Genomic DNA, 16910 nt, shown 5'->3' with positions numbered 1-16910 from the left:
GTGTCAGCCGGCGTAGACCACGATCACCTGGATGTGGCCCTTGACGGCCGGCTGGGCCGTGTCGACGCCCTGGATCCGGCGGATCTCGGTGCCGGGGGGGACCAGGGCGGCCATCCTGGCCTGCAGGAGCCGGCCCCGCTCGCCCTGATCGATCTCGGCCAGCACGGTGACCGTGACGATGCGGCGTTCCTCCAGTTCCCGCCGGACCGCCAGCTCGTCGGCGGCCGGCCCGGCCGGGGTGGCCGGCAGGTCGATGACGTGGACCAGATCGGGGGCCGTGGTGTGGAAGGCGGCCGGGTCGGGCTGATCCCCGGAGACCCGGGCCACCACCATGATCGGCAGGGTGACGACGAGGGTGGTGGCGACCAGCACCAGCCCGGACAGTTTCAGCATCTTGGGCAGGCTGGTGTCGTCCTCGGCGGGAGGACCGGCAGGAGGACCGGCGGAAGGACCGGCAGGAGGACCGGCAAGAGAGGCGGCGGGCGGACCGGCGGGAGAAGCGGCGGGCGGACCGGCGGGGGCCGGTGGGGTGTCGAGCGCCCGCCGGCCCCCGGTGTACACACAGGCGCCGGTACGGGTGCCCGGCCCGACGATCCGGGTGACCTCGCGCAGCCAGTCCTCGGCCACCGCCTCGCCGTCCCGCTCCCGCCCGGTCCGCACCAGCGACTCGGCGACCGACTCCACCGCGGCGGTTCCGCCGGTGCGCAGCCGGCGCGGCAGGCCGGCGAGCCGGAGCAGGTCGGCGAACACGCGCGGGGGGATCCGGGCGGTCAGCCGCGGGCACACGTCGGCCAGCAGCATCAGCGGGTCGGGGTCGGCGGCGAACGCGGCGCGGATCCGGTCGGTGACCGCCCGGTGCTGATCCCATTCGGCCACGACGAGGTCGGCCGGGTCGTCGGGGACGGGCGTGGGTTCGGCCACCGGGGGCGCGACGGGTTCGGGTTCGTAGTCGGTGGGGACAGTCGACGGGGTGTCGAACGAGGCGGCCACCGTGGCGGCCAACTGTGGTGCCCAGGCCCGGAACTGTTCCGGCCACGCCCCCGAGACGGCCGGCTGCCGGGCCCGGCCGGGCGCCAGCAGCAGCGTGCAGGTCGACCAGGAGCGGGCCCGCGCCTCGGCCTCCGGTACCGAGCCGAGCACACCGGCGATCACCGCCGCGGCCCCGGCCGGTTCCAGGTCGATGGCGATCCGCTCGTACCGGCTGTCGAGGGCGCGCAGCACCTCCCGGACCCGGGCGCTGATCTCCCGGGCCGGCACGCCGTGGGCGACGGCGGTCATCCCGGTCGCGGTGATCCCGGACCGCCAGGCGCCGGCCGCGTCCATGCCGTCCGGCGCGAACGCGAAGCGGCACGTCCCGGCCACCCCGAGCCCGGCTTCGCCGCGCCGTCCCTGAACCACGAAACACCAGGTGGTACGCCGTCCGACCGGCACGTGCCGCAGGGTCCACACCGGGTGGCCGCCGGTGTCCAGGATGGGTCCGGGCGGCTGGGCCAGGTCGGTGTTGAGGAGTCGTTCGGCGGCGGTCCAGTATTCGGCGCCGCCCTGGCCCTTGCGGCTGAACCCGAGACCGTCCGCGTCGGTCCACTGGACGACGACCATCTCGTCCGTCATCGGCGTGCCCTCTCCAACAAGGCCAGCAGGAGCTGGGTGAGCCCGGCGCCGCGTTCGTCGACGTCGGGGAACTCGGCGCCCGGGTCCAGCGGCCGGATGTGCAGGCCGTCCACCGCGATCGGCACCGTGGTCAGCGGGGAGCAGAGGAAGAACCGCAGTTCGATCCAGGGTTCCCGCTGCATCTTGAGCAGGGCCTTCTCCAGGTTGAGGGCGTATCCGATGCCGCAGCCGATCGCGGACATCACCACGTCGCGGATCAGGAAGGCGCGGGCGCTGCCGGGCTGGCGGGCCGAGTCGAGGTGTTCGTCGAGATCGGGCACCCGGATGATGTGCCGCAGTTCGGCGTCGCCACCGGCCTCGGCGATCACCTCGCCCCGCTCGCCGGAGTGCAGCAGGTGCCAGAACTCGGCCTCGTTCGAGTAGTGGTCGAGCAGGCCGCGGGCGATCTGCGCGATCCGCTGGAGCCGGCCGGCCGGGGCCGCGCTGGTGGCCCCGCGCAGGTAGCCGAAGAGCAGCTCGGTCTCCCGGTCGGCGCCGGCCAGCCCTTTGATCCACCGGTTCAGGGCGAACGACAGGTAGCGTTCCACGCCACGCTGCACCTGGCCGGGCCGGCCCAGGTCGGCCAGGTGCCGGTCGGGTTTGCGCAGGGCCGCGTGGATCAGGTCGCATTTGCTGATCGCGACGAGCATCTGCAGGGCCCGGCCCTCGTCGCGGGCGAACGGGCCGTCGACCAGGGTGATCCGGTTACCGATGGCGTCCTGGATCCGGGCCCGGTTGCGCTGCACCACCAGTGGCCCGGCCTGCCCGGAGGTGCCCGGCCGCAGGCTGCCGTCGAGCTGGCCGGGGTCGAGGGTCATCCACTGGCCGGTGCCGGGGGCGACCGCCGGGTCGACCACCCAGACCAGGGCATCGAAGCCGCTGAGTTTGCCGGCCTCGCGCCGGTTGACCGCGTTGGTCACGAACAGTTCGCCGGGCAGGTCGGCCACCCCGGTCCAGGTGCGGCGGTCCTCGCTGTCGGTGCGTACCACCAGCGGCTGCCGGAAGCCGCGGCCCCAGTTCTCGGCCCGCCGCCGGCCGTCCAGGACGGTGCGCTCGATCAGCGCCTGGATCGCTTCCAGAGCCTCCCGGAACTGCTCTTCGAGGATGCCGTACGGGTATGCCGCCCGCTCGGTCCCGGTCGGGGTGATGGCGGTGTTGTTGTCCCGGGTCTCGTTGAAGTCGTCGACCCGTTTCTCGGTGGGCAGCGCTTCGAGCGGGCTGAGTTCGCGCAGCCGGATCCGGCCCCGGTCGTCGTCGTCATCGATGTGGGTGAGGATGTCCAGGCTCTGGCTCAACATCCGGATCAGCAGGTACGTCTTCCCGCTGGCCGGCGATCCGACCGCGGCGACCATGTTGAACTCGTCGACCCGCTGCCGGGTGTCGCCGTCGCGCAGCGGCCCGGAGCGGAACGCCGGCGTCTCGTCGGCGAACACGTGCCCGTCCCCGCAGAGCAGATACACGAATTCGATGTCGTACGGGTTGAACAGCGGCTCGGTCGACTCGGCCGGCGGGTAGTGGCCGGCCAGCATGGTGACCCGCCACGGCTGCCGGCTGTCGGCTTCGGCGGCGCCCACCTCGAGCCGGAACGACGGCGGCCGGACGAACCGGTCGTTCTCCCGGTCGCGTTCCGGTTCGTCGAGCCCGAGCGAGGCCCCGCACACCGGGCACACCATGCCGAGCCGCCGGGTCAGGTCGTCGGCCGGGCGGGCGCGCGGGCTCACGACACCGCCCAGACGAGCAGGAACACCAGCACCGCCCCGGCCAGCCCGGCGGTCACCCCGACGGCGGTGCCGACCAGCCGGCCCTCGTGGACCGCCCCGGCCAGGTAGCCGGCCACCGCGGACCGCACCTGCTGCACGTCGGGGTCCGGTTCGGCGTCCGGTTCGGTGTCCAGCCACTTGCCGAACCGGTAGCCGTACGGCCCGAAGACGTCACCGGGATCACCGCACCTGACCTCGACGCGGTGCCGCAGTACGTCGTCCCAGATCACCGATCATCTCCCCATCACGAACGCGTTCAACGCCAGCAGCAGCCCGGCGCCGGTCAGCCCGCCGCCCCACAGCCAGACGGCCGTCCGGGCCTGCCGGGCGGCCAGGTCGTTGGCCACCTCGTCGACCACCTGGTAGGCCCGGCGCACCAGCTGGGGGCGCCCGGCCGGGTGGGCGCGGGTCTCCCGGCGGACCCGTTCGACGGCCCGGACCGCGACCGGCGGCGCGGTGGTGACCCGGTCGCCGGCCGGTGCCCGGCCGGGTTCCCCGGTGGCGCACCGGGCCTCCGCCTCGGTCAGCCGGGCCAGCCAGCCGACCGCCCACGGCTCGGACCGTTCCAGGGCCAGCGCGCCGGCCGGGCCGGGGCCGAACGGTTCGGCGATCGCCCGGATCAGCGGCTGCCAGCGCGGGTCCTGCCAGTGCGCGGTGAGCGCTTCGGCCATCCGCCGGTCGTCGTCGGCGATCCGCCCGCGGTCCGGGTCGGTGGGGTCCACCGCGAGCGCCACCTGTTCCACCCAGTCCCGCCCGGCCAGCGCGCACAGCACCACCAGCATCAGGCCGAACCGGTCCTGGGCGTACAGGTGCCCGGCCCGGACCGGTTCGTCCTCCGGATGCCGGCGCAGTTCCCGGTAGCGGTACGCCGGCGAGGTGCGCAGCACGGCGATGGTCGGCGGCGGGGTGGTGCCGGTGGCCGCGTCGGTGTCGATCAGCACGTATTCGCTGCGCCGCCCGGAGGTGTAGCGGCACACGTTGTCCGGTTTGATGTCGCAGTGCGCCCAGCCCTGCCGGTGCAGCAGATCGAGGCCGGCGGCCAGGGTGGTGAAGTACCGCAGCCGTTCGGTGGCCGGGTGCGGTTCGTCCAGCGTGGTGCCGTACCAGTCGAGCGGGTCGGCCCGTGGCGAGGCGGCCAGCAGCACACATTCCGGCAGGGTGTCGTCGCCGAGCCAGGACCGCAGGTGCCGGTGCACCCGGGTGACCACCGGATCGTCCGGCCGGCCGAGCTGGGTCTTGAGGGCGCCGGCCACCTCCTCGGGTTGTCCGTCGCCGCGCACCACCTGGACCGGGACCACCGCCCACGGCGGCTCCAGCACCCGGCCGCGCTGTCCGGGCAGGAAGTTGTTGACCCGCTGCAGCGCGGTGGCCTGCCGGTGCAGGTGCTGGCAGAGGGCGCGGGCGTCGCCGAGGCTGTCGCACTTGTAGACCTTGACGTGCCAGTGCCGCCAGCCGGCCACCTCGTTGACCGCGTCGGTGAACACGACCCGGGTGCCGACCCGGATCAGGTGGTCGGCGGCGCCGTCGCCGTTGACCGGCGGCACCTCGAAGGCGACCTCCTTCGGCTCCTGCGGGCCGGGTGGGTCGGCCCGCAGCAGCGCGTGTCCCTGCGGGCCGGTCAGGTCGATGGGCAGACGGATGTCGTCATCGGTCATGGCGGCCCTCCCAGCCGACGCTGTAGGTGAGCCGGGTGGACGAGCCGTCCCGGGCGTATTCGATGGAGCCCCGCTCGTGGGCCGGGACCGAGCCGCCGGCCCGCAGGGGCACCCCGTCGACCCGGATCTCGTACTGCGGCCGGAATCCGGACCGGCCGAACGCGAACCGCCGGTCCCGGTTGTGCACCAGCAGCAGCGGCCCGCGCGGCAGCCAGGTGGCGTAGGCGGGCAGCCGCATGGCGACGGCCCGCTCGGCCGCGTCGTCGGTCCACCGGCCGAGGGCCAGCCAGTCCTCGGCGGCGCCGATCCGGCACGGCCAGACGAACCCGGGGTCGTAGCGCAGGGTCAGCAGGGCGACCGGGCCGGGCGGCGCGGGCCGCCCGCGCGGCCGGCGGGGCGCGCCCCGGGACTCGGCCCGGAAGGTGAACCGGTGGCCGGGCGGCGGCAGCGTGCCGTCCTCGGGGAAGGCGAGCACCGGGTCGCGGGTGGCGGCCAGCATCTGCCGGGCGTGGTCGCGGGTCAGCTCGTAGATCCACTCCTGGGTCGCCGCGGACAGCGCCTCCACCGTGGTCACCGTGACGCCGAGGACGGTCTCCGGCGTCCACGTGCCGCCCGCGTTGGCCGCGTTGCAGTGGCGCACGACGGCCTCACGGAAGGCGTCGCGCACCGTGCGCTCGTTCATCACCGGTCTCCGATCGTGGTGCGGATGACGCCGGGCAGCAGTCCGGCGGAGGCCCGGGCCAGGGCCGGGTCGGGGGAGTGCGTGACCACCGCGAACGCGGTCCGCCCGCCGCCGGTGAAACCGCAGGCCCAGAGGTAGGTGCCCCCGTCGGCGGCGACCTCCGCGGTGAGCAGGCGCAGGCCACCGGCGTCCGGGTAACGGGAGGCTTTCAGGCGTTCGGCGGTGGCGGCCGGGAACGCGGCGGCCGGCGGGCGGGGCGGGCCGGTCACCGACACCCCGGTGGCCGGGTAGGTGACCCGTTCGACCAGGCGCGGGTGGACCGCCGCGCCACCGTTGGCGACCGCGCCGGCGATCACCGCGAGGGTCAGCGGGGTGCCGTGCGCGGTGCCCGGCCGGGCCGGATCGGGCAGGCAGGAGGAGACCGTCGCGTCCAGCCGGCCGGCCATCCACTGGTCCGGGCCGGTGCAGCCGCCGGTGCGCAGGCCCAGGCGGGCGGCCTGCCGGGCGAGGTCCTCGGCGGGCACCGCGTCCCGGACCGGATCCAGGGCGCCGCCGTACGGGTAACTCCGCCCGAGCACCCCGTCCACCGAGCCGGCACCGCCCGGTTCCACGTACGACCACCGCACGCAACCGTCCTGGTCGGCGCGGGACGGTGAACGACGGCGGCAGTCCGGGTCGGGCGCCGAGTCGTCCACCCGTCCGGCCGGGTCCGGGCGCACCCAGCCCCGGTGGCGGTCGTCGAACCGTCGCTTCGCCGTGTCCGGCACCTCCCCGCCGCCGTCCGGGCCGGGGGTGGCCGACGCGCTGACCAGGATCCGGCCGGTGGTGGTGTCGAGGGCGACGAACGCCGCCGCGGCCGGCAGCCCGGTCAGCGCCTCGGCGGCCACCCGCTGCCGCCGCGGTTCCAGGGTGAGGACGATCTCGGCGTCGATCCGGTCGTACGGCGCGGGGGTGAGCCGTTCCCGCAGCCCGCCGCCGGCGCCGGCCTGCATCACCCACGGATAGGTGGCCCGCAGCGCCCCGGACACGCCCAGCAGCGCGCCGAGATGGCCGGCGCGCAGGCCGGACAGGTCGCCGTCGTCCTCCCAGTCGCCGCTCTGCCGGTCCAGCACCAGGCGGCCGGCGCCCAGCGACACGGCGAGACGGGTGCGGGCCAGGGTGATCAGGTCGGTGGAGCAGGCCGCCGGGTCGGGCGGCGGAGATTCCAGACCTTTCAGATCCGCGGTACGGGCCGGGCACAGTGGCCGGTGCTGGGCGTAGACGGTGGGCAGCCGCCGGTCGGCGAGCCGGGGTGCGGCGTACGGGATCAGGGTGAGCACCACGACCACGATGACCGGGAAGGCGGCCAGCACGGTGCCGGTGATCACGCGTACCGGCGCGGGTGTCGTCTTCTGATCGTGTTCTTCCGGCCGGGACGTGGCGAGCACCAGGGCGATGCCGATGCAGATGGCGAGAGTGGACTGACCGCCACGCGACAGCAGGGGCGCCGGGATGCCGGTGTGCGGGACCACGTTCGCGGTCGCCGCCAGCACGAACAGGAACTGGCCGGTCAGCGTCGCGCCCAGCCCGGCGGCGAACAGCATCGGCACCGACGGCCCGGCGGTGGCCGCGGCGCGGACCAGGGCGGCGCTCAGCAGCGCCAGCAGCAGACCGGAAGCGATCACCACCAGCCCGCCCAGTTTGTTCCAGATCACCGCGAGCACGAAGTCGGTGGCCCCGGCCGGCACCGCCGCCGACACCCGGTCGCGCACGCCGCGCCCCCACAGCCCGCCGTCGGCGGTCGCCGCGATGGCCCGGGCGATCTGCGACCGTTCGCTCTCGGTGTCGGCGGTCAGCGACCGCAGGCAGGCCACCCGGTGCTCCGGGACGGCACTGTCCACCTGCGGTGGGGCGTCCACCACCGCGCACGGCGCGTCCCAGCGGAACCGCCACGGGTCGTTCCAGACCCGGCCCCGTTCGCCCACGTAGTCGGTGGTGAGCAGGGTGGTCGCGGCCGCGATGAAGAGCACCGCCGCGACCGCGAACATCCGGTAGGCGGCGGTCAGCTGGGCGCCGCGCCGGGCGCCCTCGCCGGCCAGCCGGCCCCGGTCCAGATTGTGCCGGGTCGCGAACCAGGTCACCCCGATGGTGGCCAGGGCGGCCGGGACGATGGTGCCGAAGTCGCGCCGCAGGCCGCTGGCGACCGCGGCCACCGTGAAGACCGCCAGCGGCAGGATCAGGAACCGGTAGTTGCGGTAGAGGGCGCGGGCGGCGTTCGCCGTCGAGGCCGCCCGGCGCACGTCGGCGAGCCCTTCGGAGAGGCGGCCGCCCTGGAACCGGACGCTGTGGTGGGACACCACCCAGGCCAGCACCGCGCAGAGGATCAGCTTGCCGTATTCCGGGGTGGCCACCGGCCCGGCGGTCAGCGCCGGCCCGCCGTCGGCGAACGGCAGTGGCAGCAGGAACGGGACCGCGACGGCGACCAGGGCCAGAGCGGTGTCCCGGGGGCGGGGTGTGCGGCGCAGCGCGGCCCGCCAGTCCCACCGGTCCCGCCGGCGGCGCAGCAGCACCGCGGCGATCACGATGCCGGCCAGCGGCTGGATCAGGGCCGGCCAGGCCGCCGACCAGGTCTCCCCGGTCAGCGCCGCGCCGACCGGGGTGCGTGGATCGGGCACCACCACCAGCCGGACGGCCAGCAGCGCACCCAGTTCGACAAGCACCGACGCGGTGATCAGCACGGCCAGCACCGGGCCGCGCACCGGCCAGCCGCCGGGGGTGGCCACCGGATCGCGCAGCCACCGGAACGCCAGCCAGACCAGCGTCACCACGATCACCGGGATCGGCGGCACCCACACCGTGTAGGCCCCGCCGGCCAGCAGGAACGGCAGCGCGATCAGGACGTGCGGTGCCACCATGGCCAGGCCGGCCGGGCTGCGCGGGCCGTCCACCAGGATCCGCTGCCGGAGCAGGAATCGAAAAGCGGCGACACCCGCCCAGCCCAGACCGAGGAGAACGCAGATCCCGTCATGCGCCGGCCCGATGAGAAAGTCCTTGAGAATTGCCGACACCTCCGTCGAATCGCGACGGCCGGTATATGCATATCCCAGGCGGTGGGCTCGGGCAATCCCGGTTAACTCTCCCGGGGATCGCTATTCTTTAATGCGATTGTCAGTCGCTTTCTCAGCGCCGGTGACCACGCCCCTGGAGGCGGGCCAGCAGGCCCTTGATCCGCTGCTGGTTCTCCGGCTTGGCGAGTTGGCGGCGACCCTGCTCGGCGAGCTGGCGGCCACGGGGACTGTGCAGGAAGGCCTGGATGCGCTGCGTGATGGAAGCCATACCTCCAGTGTGCCCAGCGGGGCCACGATTGACACCTGCCGACCGCCCATACGCAGCAGATCTACAGCTTCTCGAGTGCCGCGGCGGCCAGTTCCTCCCGCTCACCGGACCACGGCGGCTCCTCCGGTCCCTCGTGATTGGCCCACTCCCGCAGGATCGGCTCGGCCCGGTCCCGTAACGCGGTGCGACCGAGACGGACCGCGGTGACCGCCGCGGCCAGCCGGAGATCACCGTCCGGGTCGCCGAGCCGCCGGGCCAGCAGGTCGTCGTGCTCGGCGGTGCCCGGTGGCACCAGCACACCCAGGCCGAGCAGGGCCTCCGCGGCGGCGAACGGCAGGATCTCGTCCGAGGCTGCGGCGCGGTGCAGGGCGGGCGCGCAGGTCGGGGCATGCCCGGGGAAGACCGACAGCAGCCGTACGGCCGGGACCGCGATGCTGAAATCGGCCCCCACCCCCGGCTCCACGGTCCGGGCCAGTTCGGCGAAGAGCGGGATGCCGGCGGCCACCGCCTCGTACGCGGCGCTCTCGTCCGTCTCCGCCTGCGGTGGCCAGTCGGCCGGGTGCGACTCGAACGGCTCGTCCAGCCGTTCGATGTCGCCGGTCGCCGCGACCATCAGGAACCAGAGCGCGTTCTCCCGCTGCGGGACGGCCGGGTCCGCGGCGATCTCCAGCAGGAACGGCACGGCCGCCGCGGTGGCGGAGTAGCGGCTGCCCTGGTGGATGATCGAGCCGCCGAGATCGGCCCAGGCGGCCCGGCGGGTCTCCGGATCGGCGGCGACGGTGTCGCGCAGGCTTTCGGGCACATCCCCGGCCGATCCGTAGGCGTGCCGCAGCGCCGCCCAGTCGATGGCGTCAAGATTCTCGAACACGCGCGGAATTCTGGCAGGGCGGCGGTGATCGGGGAATGCTGGGGCGAGATTCGTGGGCGAACGTGAGGAGCTGTTGTGAACACCGATCTGTTCATCGCCGGAAAATGGTCCGCGGCCTCGTCGGGTGAGAGGTTCGACGTGCTCGACCCGGCGACCGGTGACACCGTCGCCTCGGTCGCCGACGGCGGTGAGGCGGACGCGAGGGCCGCCGTCGACGCGGCCGCCGCGGCCGGGCCGGACTGGGCGGCCACCCCGGCACGGGTCCGGTCCGAGGTGCTGCGCAAGGCGTTCGAGCTGATGACCGAGCGCTCCGCGGAACTGGCGAAGCTGATCAGCCTGGAGAACGGCAAGGCGCTGACCGACGCCAAGGGCGAGGTGACGTACGCCGCCGAGTTCTTCCGCTGGTTCGCCGAGGAGGCGGTCCGGGCCGAGGGCACCGTCGGCACCGCCCCGTCCGGCGCCAACCGGATCCTGGTGGTGCGCCAGCCGGTCGGTGTGTGCGTGCTGGTGACACCGTGGAACTTCCCGGCCGCGATGGCCACCCGCAAGATCGGCCCGGCCCTGGCCGCCGGCTGCACGGTGATCCTCAAACCGGCCAGCGACACCCCGCTGACCGCCCTGGCGATGGCCGCGATCCTGGCCGAGGCCGGTGTCCCGGACGGGGTGGTCAACGTGCTGCCGTCGCGGAGTTCCGGCAAGGTGGTCTCGGCCATGCTGCGCGATCCGCGGGTCCGCAAGCTGTCGTTCACCGGCTCCACCGAGGTCGGCCGGATCCTGCTCGCCCAGGCCGCCGAGAACGTGGTCAACACGTCGATGGAACTCGGCGGCAACGCGCCGTTCGTGGTGTTCGCCGACGCCGACGTGGAGGCGGCGGTGGACGGCGCGATGATCGCGAAGATGCGCAACGGCGGCGAGGCGTGCACCGCCGCGAACCGGTTCTTCGTCGAGGAGCCGGTGGCCGCGGAGTTCGCCGCCGAGCTGGCCCGGCGGATGGCGGCGCTCGTGGTCGGGCCCGGCACCGAGGAGCGCACCCAGGTCGGCCCGCTGGTCAACGAGGACACCGTGGCCAAGGTGGACAGCCTGGTCAAGGGGGCCCTGGAGGGTGGGGCGGAGGCGGTCACCGGCGGTTCGCGGCCGGACGGGCCGGGCTTCTACTACCCGCCGACCGTGCTGACCGGGGTGCCCGCGGACGCGCCGATCCTGCGCGAGGAGATCTTCGGTCCGGTCGCGCCGATCGTCACGTTCACCGGCGAGGCGGAGGCGGTGCGCCTGGCCAACGACACCGAGTACGGCCTGGTGGCGTACGTCTACACCGGAGACTTGGCCCGGGGTCTGCGGGTCGGTGAGGCGATCGAGGCCGGCATGGTGGGCCTGAACCGGGGCCTGGTCAGCGATCCGGCGGCCCCGTTCGGCGGGGTGAAGCAGAGCGGCATCGGCCGGGAGGGCGGACACGAGGGCCTGCTGGAATACCTGGAGTCGAAATACATCGCCGTGAATTGGTAGGTCCCGGTTTGGGACTTCTGCTACGACTCGGTCACTGACAGTGTGTATTGGCAGCAACACGGCGAAAGTGAATAATCTTGTGCTTCAGCCCCCACCCGATGCTGTGGCCGTGTCGCGCTGGTTGATACTTGGCGGACCGTTCAGCGCTCCACGCAGCTCGGGAACCCCTGAGAGGACATTCAACTCCATGCGCAAGTCTTTGCTCGCCCTGGTCGCCGCCGGCCTCCTGACGTCGGTAACGCTCACGGCTTGTGATGGCGGGAGCAGCGACGGAGCCACTGGTAGTGACGCGGCTACCACGAGTGGCGGAAGTGAGAAAGTGACCGGAACCGACGGTGTCGCCGTCATCTTCCCGGACACCACCAGCTCCTCCCGGTGGAAGGACGACGACCCGAAGTACTTCCAGGCGGCGTTCGACAAGGCCGGCGTCCCGAACCAGATGTTCAATGCGGAGGGTGACCCGGAGGAGTTCAAGCGGATCGCCAAGACCGCCCTGGACAAGGGCTTCAAGGTGCTGATCATCGCCAACCTGGACGCGGCCAGCGCCAAGGCGGTCATCGACGACGCGCACTCCCGCGACGTCAAGGTGATCGACTACGACCGGCTGACCCTGAACGGCGCCGCCGACTACTACGTCAGCTTCGACAACAAGAAGGTCGGTCAGCTCCAGGCCCAGGGCCTGCTCAGCTGCCTGAACCAGAAGAAGGTCAAGAACCCGGTCATCGCCGAGCTCAACGGCTCGCCGTCGGACAACAACGCCTACCTGTTCAAGGAGGGCTACGACGAGGTCCTCAACGCCCGATACGACAACGCCGACGCCCTCAAGGGCCCGGACCAGTTCGTGCCCGGCTGGGACGAGGACAACGCGCGGGAGATCTTCGCGCTGATGGTCAAGCAGTTCCCGAAGATCGACGGGGTGCTGGCCGCCAACGACGGTCTCGGTAACGCGGCCATCGAGGTGCTCAAGGAGAAGGGCCGCAACGGCGACGTCCCGGTCACCGGCCAGGACGCCACCGTCAAGGGCCTGCAGAACATCCTCACCGGCGACCAGTGCATGACGGTCTACAAGGACACCAAGGCCGAGGCGGAGGCCGCGGCGGCCCTGGCGATCGGCCTGTACAAGAAGGACGACAAGGCGACCAAGGTCACCGACAAGCTGAAGGACCCGGAGTCCGGCCTGTACATCCCGTTCGTCAAGCTGGAGCCGAAGGCGATCAACCGGAAGAACATCAAGTCGATCGTCGACGCGAAGTACGTGGACCAGCAGGAGCTGTGCACCGCCGAGTACCGCAAGTACTGCACCCAGGCCGGCATCAAGTAATCGCCACCCGGCGTCGTCGGTCCACCGAACCGGCCGGCTCCGGTCCGCTTCGTCGCGGCCCGGAGCCGGCCGGTTCGCGTTCACGACGTCAGGACGACCAGACGGCGCGTCGCCCGGGTCATCGCCACATATCGATCGACCGCGTTCCACTCGTGTGGGTCGATCAACACGACGAGATCAAATTCCAGACCCTTCGCCAGTACGGGGGTCGACACCCGTACACCCGGCCGCTCCTGACGTCGATCTGCATCGATGACACAGATCGTGCCGTCGACATGGCCGTCCAGGATCGAGTCCAGTTCAGCGATCGGCCCGTGGTGCACCGGGATGCCGCTGCTGCGGATCGAGGTGGGCACGTTGGCGTCCGGCAGCACCGCCCGGATCACCGGCTCGGCCTCGGCCATCACCTCGGCGGGCGTCCGGTAGTTCACCGTCAGTGACGCCATCCGGATCCGCTCGACGCCGGCCCGCTCCAGCCGCTCCGTCCACGTCCCGGTGAAGCCGTGCCGGGCCTGCGCCCGGTCACCGACGATCGTCAGGCTCCCGGACGGGCACCGGGCCAGCAGCATCCGCCACTCGGCGTCGGTCAGCTCCTGCGCCTCGTCCACCACCACGTGGTCGAAGGTCTTCTCCGCGTCGCCGGCCTCACCGGCCTCGTCGTCGTCCAGCACCTCGCGCAGATCCTGCTGCCGGAGCATCGACATCAGGCCCTCACCGTCGTCGTACTCGTTCGACGCGATCAGGTCGTCGACCACCCGGTCCATGCCGGCGCGCCGCCGGCCGGCGGCGATCGCCCGGCGGTGCCGATCCCGGACCGCCGCCGGATCGCCGCACCACCGCCGGACCGCGTCGAGCAACGGCAGGTCCGCGTCGGTCCACGCCCGGGGGTCGGCGCGCTGCAGGGCGCGGATCTCGCCGGGGCTCAGCCAGGGCGCGCACCGGCGCAGATAGGCCGGCACCGACCAGAGGTCGGCGACCAGGTCGGCGGCCTCCAGCAGCGGCCAGGCCCGCCCGAACGCCGCCCGCAGCTGCCGGTCACGGCCCAGCTCGGCGGCACCGGCCCCACCCTCCGCCGCGGTCTCGCTCTTCGCCGCCAGGATCTCCAGCAGTTCGGCCCACACCTGCTCCCGGGCGTCGTTGTGCGGGGTTCCCGGATCCGGCGCGCCGAACGCCTCCGCCCAGTCCGCCGGAGTCAGCCGGACGTCCGCCTCGCCGGTGCTGACGGTCATCGACGTGGTGGGCGGCTCCTGGTAGAACCGCACCGCCGCCTCCATCGACGCCACCAGCCGTGCCGACGACTTCAGCCGGGCCACCTCCGGATCGGTCTCCGGCACCGCGACCGCGCCCTCGGCGACCAGATCCCGGAGCGTGCACGTCCGCACGTCGTCCTCGCCCAGGTTCGGCAGCACGTCGGCGACATAGGCCAGGTAGGGCTCGTGCGGGCCGACGAAGAGCACCCGCTTCAGGCGCGGGTCGGAATACCGCAGATAGGCGGTGCGGTGCAGGGCCACCACGGTCTTGCCGGTGCCCGGGCCGCCGTCGACCACCAGCGCGCCCGGCGACCCGGCCCGGACGATCGCGTCCTGATCTGCCTGGATGGTGCCGAGCACGTCCCGCATCCGCGGCGACCGGCTGGCACCCAGGCTCGCGATGAACGCCGACTGGTCGTCGAGCGCGGTGTGGCCCCGCATGCCGTCGGCGGTGAACACCTCGTCCCAGTAGTCGGTGATCCGGCCGTCCGCCCACCGGTACCGCCGCCGGCTGACCAGCCCCATCGGGTTGGCGTGGGTGGCGCCGAAGAACGGCTCGGCGGCCGGTGAGCGCCAGTCCACCAGCAGCCGCCCGCCCTCGCCGCCGGTCAGGCCGAGCCGTCCCACGTACACCGTCTCGCCGTTCGTGAAGACCATCCGCCCGAGGCACAGGTCCAGGCTGAACCGGCGCAGCGCGCGCAGGCGGGCGCTCATCCGCCGGACCGCGTCGTCCCGGTCGACGGCCTGGCGCCCTTTCCCGGCGGGCGCCCTCTGCTCGGCGCCGAGCCTCTCGTCCAATTCGGCGATCGACCGCCCGAGGCTTTCCGCGATGTCGGCGAAATGCTTCTCGTCCGCGCTGGTCATGGCCGGAACGGCTTTGCTGGAAAGCCGTTCCGGCAGAGTGAACACACTGGTGGTGGGCAGGTTCAAGGCATCCCCGTTTCCCCGGATGGGCGTTACGGGATGCGATTCTGCGCCGGGTACGGGGTCTTGCCGCAAGACCCCCTCTGTGCTATAGCTTAGAAGTGGCGGAGAGATGTTCTCTCCGCATTTTTTGTGCCCACCCCGACTTTTTTGTCCACCTTGGTCAGGCTTCGCCTTTCAGCCCGGTCAGGCCAGCAGCTCGCGGACCCGGGGGACCACCTGCTCGCCGTAGAGGCGGATGCACGTCATCAGGTGCTCGTGAGGGAGCGGGCCGTGCGCGTACTTCATGTCGAACCGGTCGATGCCCAGCGCTTTGATCGTCGCGGCGATCTTCCGCGCCACCGTCTCCGGGGAGCCGACATGCCACGCGCCCTCGGCCACATCCGCCTCGAACCGGTCCCGGGTGGCCGGCGGCCAGCCGCGCTCACGGCCGATCCGGTCCAGGTTGCGGCGGGCGTGCGGCCACAGGATGTCGATCGCCTCCTGATCGGTCTCGGCCACGAACCCCGGGCAGTGCACCGCCACCGGCTGCGACTCCTGCTCCAGCTCCTTCAGCGCGCGGTGATACAGCTCCACGTACGGTTCGAACCGGGCCGGAGCGCCCCCGATGATCGCCAGGACCAGGGGCAGACCGTACTGGGCGGCGCGGACCACCGACTCCGGGCTGCCACCGACGCCGATCCAGGTCCGGATCGATCCGGACTCGGTCTTGGGATAGACGTGCTGATCGCGCAGCGCCGGGCGGATCGACCCCTCCCACGACACCGGGCCCTCGCTGAGCAGCTCGGACATCAGATCCAGCTTCTCCGCGAACAGCCGCTCGTAGTCGCCCAGATCAAAACCGAACAGCGGGAACGACTCGGTGAACGAGCCCCGCCCGAGGATGATCTCGGCACGGCCCCTCGCCACCGCGTCGAGGGTGGCGAACCGCTCGTACACCCGGACCGGATCATCGGAACTCAGAACCGTGACCGCCGTGCCCACCTTGATCCGCTCGGTCCGCGCGGCGATCGCCGCGAGGACGATCTCCGGGGACGAGATCGCATAATCGTCGCGGTGGTGCTCACCGACACCGAAGAAGTCGAGACCGACCTCGTCGGCGAGCACCCCTTGCTCGACCACATCCCGGATGACCTGCGCGTAGGGTTTTCCGTTGACGTCGCCGAAAGTATCCAGACCGAATTCCACCCGAAGATCCTACCGGCCTTATCGGCGGCCTTTCAGGCGTCGGCCCATCTCCCTGGCAATCTCCTTCTTGGCGTCCCTTTCGGCCAGGACCTGCCTTTTATCGTACGATTTGAGGCCGCGTGCCAGGCCCAGCTCGACCTTCGCCCAGCCATCCTTGAAGTACAGCGACAGTGGCACCAGGGTGAGCCCGGAACCCTCGCTCAGCTGGTTCAGGATCTTGACGATCTCGACCTTGTGCAACAGCAGTTTCCGGGTACGCCGAGGGGCGTGATTGGTCCACGAACCGAAGCCGTACTCCGCGATGTGCAGCCCGTACAGCATGATCTCGCCCTCGTGCTCCTGGGCGAACGTGTCGACCAGCGACGCCCGCCCCAGCCGCAGCGATTTCACCTCGGTGCCGGCCAGCACCAGGCCCGCCTCGTACGTCTTCAGAATCGCGTAGTCGTGCCGCGCCTTCTTGTTCGAGGCGACCAGCTTGACCCCGGTCTCCCTAGGCATGCGGATCGGTCAGATCGGACGGAACCGGGCGGCGCATCGAATACGTCACCGCGCTCAGCCGGTGCGGCTCGTCCTTGACGTGGATGACGGCCCGGTCGTACGCCTGCCAGCCGGCCGCGCCCGCCCGGTTCAGATGCCGCAGGTCGTCGAATCGTTCGTCGGTCCCCCAGCGCAGCACCCCGCCCGGATGATTGAACGTCGCCGTCCAGTCCATGAAACGGTCCGATCCGAGCGTGCCCGCCGCGCGGTATTCCAGTCGCGCGTACTCCCAGTTGTTCACCCCGACGATTATGCCG

Annotated in this window: 14 protein-coding genes; 2 read left to right on the top strand and 12 right to left on the bottom strand. The window is 72.3% G+C overall.

All coding sequences use genetic code 11. The features are described 5' to 3' along the window. Positions 1 to 3 precede the first annotated feature (3 nt). The 8 genes from ACQ0O7_RS27780 to ACQ0O7_RS27745 form a co-directional block, all read right to left on the bottom strand. Positions 4 to 1611 (bottom strand): hypothetical protein, encoded by a 1608-nt coding sequence (locus ACQ0O7_RS27780; RefSeq protein ID WP_430785900.1) that lies wholly within the window; start codon positions 1609 to 1611, stop codon positions 4 to 6. Next, a complete protein-coding gene (locus tag ACQ0O7_RS27775; protein ID WP_430785898.1) occupies positions 1608 to 3371 on the bottom strand; it encodes a hypothetical protein in 1764 nt (587 codons plus the stop codon). The genes ACQ0O7_RS27780 and ACQ0O7_RS27775 overlap by 4 nt, the downstream gene beginning before the upstream one ends. Continuing rightward, positions 3368 to 3640, bottom strand: a complete 273-nt coding sequence (locus ACQ0O7_RS27770; protein WP_430785896.1) for a hypothetical protein — start codon at positions 3638 to 3640, stop codon at positions 3368 to 3370. Before ACQ0O7_RS27770 ends, ACQ0O7_RS27775 begins: the two co-directional genes overlap by 4 nt. 3 nt (positions 3641 to 3643) lie before the next feature. Then, entirely contained in the window at positions 3644 to 5065 is a 1422-nt protein-coding gene (locus tag ACQ0O7_RS27765; protein WP_430785894.1) for a hypothetical protein, read from the bottom strand. Continuing rightward, on the bottom strand, positions 5055 to 5747 hold the full coding sequence (locus ACQ0O7_RS27760; protein ID WP_430785892.1) for a hypothetical protein: 693 nt from the start codon (positions 5745 to 5747) through the stop codon (positions 5055 to 5057). The genes ACQ0O7_RS27765 and ACQ0O7_RS27760 overlap by 11 nt, the downstream gene beginning before the upstream one ends. Further along, on the bottom strand, positions 5747 to 8794 hold the full coding sequence (locus ACQ0O7_RS27755; protein WP_430785890.1) for an FtsW/RodA/SpoVE family cell cycle protein: 3048 nt from the start codon (positions 8792 to 8794) through the stop codon (positions 5747 to 5749). Before ACQ0O7_RS27755 ends, ACQ0O7_RS27760 begins: the two co-directional genes overlap by 1 nt. Positions 8795 to 8906: 112 nt before the next feature. Beyond that, entirely contained in the window at positions 8907 to 9062 is a 156-nt protein-coding gene (locus tag ACQ0O7_RS27750) for a hypothetical protein (protein WP_430785888.1), read from the bottom strand. Positions 9063 to 9123: 61 nt separating this feature from the next. Next, complete coding sequence (locus ACQ0O7_RS27745; RefSeq protein ID WP_430785886.1) at positions 9124 to 9930, bottom strand: hypothetical protein; 807 nt, start codon at positions 9928 to 9930, stop codon at positions 9124 to 9126. Between the two features lie 75 nt (positions 9931 to 10005). On the opposite strand from ACQ0O7_RS27745, the gene ACQ0O7_RS27740 reads away from it, so the two are divergent. Both ACQ0O7_RS27740 and ACQ0O7_RS27735 read left to right on the top strand, forming a co-directional pair. After that, positions 10006 to 11433 (top strand): NAD-dependent succinate-semialdehyde dehydrogenase, encoded by a 1428-nt coding sequence (locus ACQ0O7_RS27740; RefSeq protein ID WP_430785884.1) that lies wholly within the window; start codon positions 10006 to 10008, stop codon positions 11431 to 11433. A gap of 187 nt (positions 11434 to 11620) precedes the next feature. Further along, a complete protein-coding gene (locus ACQ0O7_RS27735; RefSeq protein WP_430785882.1) occupies positions 11621 to 12754 on the top strand; it encodes a sugar ABC transporter substrate-binding protein in 1134 nt (377 codons plus the stop codon). An 80-nt stretch (positions 12755 to 12834) separates the two neighbouring features. Here ACQ0O7_RS27735 and helR read toward each other — a convergent pair whose 3' ends face one another. From helR to ACQ0O7_RS27715, 4 genes are all read right to left on the bottom strand, one after another. Continuing rightward, positions 12835 to 14934 carry an RNA polymerase recycling motor ATPase HelR gene (gene helR, locus ACQ0O7_RS27730; protein ID WP_430785880.1) on the bottom strand — a complete coding sequence of 700 codons (2100 nt, stop codon included), beginning with the start codon at positions 14932 to 14934 and terminating at the stop codon, positions 12835 to 12837. A 180-nt stretch (positions 14935 to 15114) separates the two neighbouring features. Beyond that, the gene (locus ACQ0O7_RS27725) at positions 15115 to 16116 is read right to left on the bottom strand and encodes an LLM class flavin-dependent oxidoreductase (RefSeq protein WP_430785878.1); all 1002 of its coding nucleotides are present in this window, start codon (positions 16114 to 16116) and stop codon (positions 15115 to 15117) included. An 18-nt stretch (positions 16117 to 16134) separates the two neighbouring features. Further along, complete coding sequence (gene smpB, locus ACQ0O7_RS27720; RefSeq protein WP_430785876.1) at positions 16135 to 16614, bottom strand: SsrA-binding protein SmpB; 480 nt, start codon at positions 16612 to 16614, stop codon at positions 16135 to 16137. Continuing rightward, complete coding sequence (locus tag ACQ0O7_RS27715; RefSeq protein ID WP_430785874.1) at positions 16607 to 16894, bottom strand: hypothetical protein; 288 nt, start codon at positions 16892 to 16894, stop codon at positions 16607 to 16609. The genes smpB and ACQ0O7_RS27715 overlap by 8 nt, the downstream gene beginning before the upstream one ends. Positions 16895 to 16910: the final 16 nt, after the last annotated feature.

It is taken from the genome of Actinoplanes sp. G11-F43, assembly GCF_050589265.1.
In the GTDB taxonomy this organism is placed as follows: Bacteria; Actinomycetota; Actinomycetes; order Mycobacteriales; family Micromonosporaceae; genus Actinoplanes.
This window is presented reverse-complemented; position numbering and strand designations above follow the sequence as displayed.